Origin of the sequence: Clostridium ihumii AP5 (assembly GCF_000612845.1) — a bacterium.
In the GTDB taxonomy this organism is placed as follows: domain Bacteria; phylum Bacillota; class Clostridia; order Clostridiales; family Clostridiaceae; genus Clostridium_J; species Clostridium_J ihumii.
This window is the reverse complement of the sequence record NZ_CCAT010000029.1, coordinates 1-957: the sequence shown is the minus strand read 5'-3', so window position 1 is coordinate 957 and position 957 is coordinate 1. Positions and strand designations below refer to the sequence as shown.

1 protein-coding gene is annotated in these 957 nt (G+C 19.9%); it reads right to left on the bottom strand.

The genetic code is table 11. The features are described 5' to 3' along the window. Positions 1 to 430: 430 nt before the first annotated feature. Complete coding sequence (locus BN346_RS21885) at positions 431 to 595, bottom strand: hypothetical protein (protein ID WP_187372123.1); 165 nt, start codon at positions 593 to 595, stop codon at positions 431 to 433. Between the last annotated feature and the right edge of the window lie 362 nt (positions 596 to 957).

The following is a 957-nucleotide window of genomic DNA, read 5'->3' as shown; positions in this document are numbered from 1 at the left end:
TTTAAATTTAATCTTATTTTTCTCTGTTTTTCTTTATTTTTCTTGTATATATTGTTCGTGATACACTAGGTTGCGTATTTATAATATATTAGTTATTATACTAAAAATTTATGAAAATCAATTGATATATTGATGAAAAAAATTATATCTATATTAAGTAATATTATAAACGTACATCCATTAGAGTTGATAATTCATTTCAAAATATAGTATTTAAGATTATCTATTTAATCAAATAATAGATAACATATTAAGTTAGATGAGATTAATTTGAATTTATATATGAAGAAAATAAAAATAACTTTTCTAAGGATACCTAATATATAATTTTTACTAAATTAGAATAGAATCATATTAAAAATAATCTAATAAATAGAAAAAACTACTTAGAATGAAGTTCTATAACTTCATTCTAAGCAGTCTCTTCTATTTAATCTATTTTATGTGGCTCTGTATAATGTTCTCCATCTGGGGTTGTATAATAAAATTCTACTTTAGCCTTTTCATTTCCGGTTTTAGCTTTTCCCTGAATTTCTGGTACAACTTCTTTGTGATTTTCATGTTTATAATATCTTTTCATACCTTTTTTAGCCATAAATTCATCTCCAATACTAATTATTATATCTATAGTATTAGTTCTATTTCTTTTTATATAAGTAGAAATTTTTTCTTTTTATTTATTCAATGCTAATAATTTTAATTTAATATATTAACTACCTTTATAATAACCTTGCACTTTATAAACTCTTAATTTAACTATTATATAAAAATAAATTTTAAATTAACTTTTTAGAAATAAATTTTCAACTACAAATAATCTATAATTTTCTATATTTATTATTTGATTTTTATACTTTTATATAGTTATAAATGTAGTTATAACTTAATTGCATTTAAATTTACACATAAAAAAACGCTTAGTTTATAAAACTAAGCGTTTTGGTGGCTCGAGCAGGA

Excerpts from the sequence above, each read along its gene's own strand:
- BN346_RS21885 (WP_187372123.1), bottom strand. The coding sequence starts at position 595 with ATGGCTAAAAAAGGTATGAAAAGATATTATAAACATGAAAATCACAAA.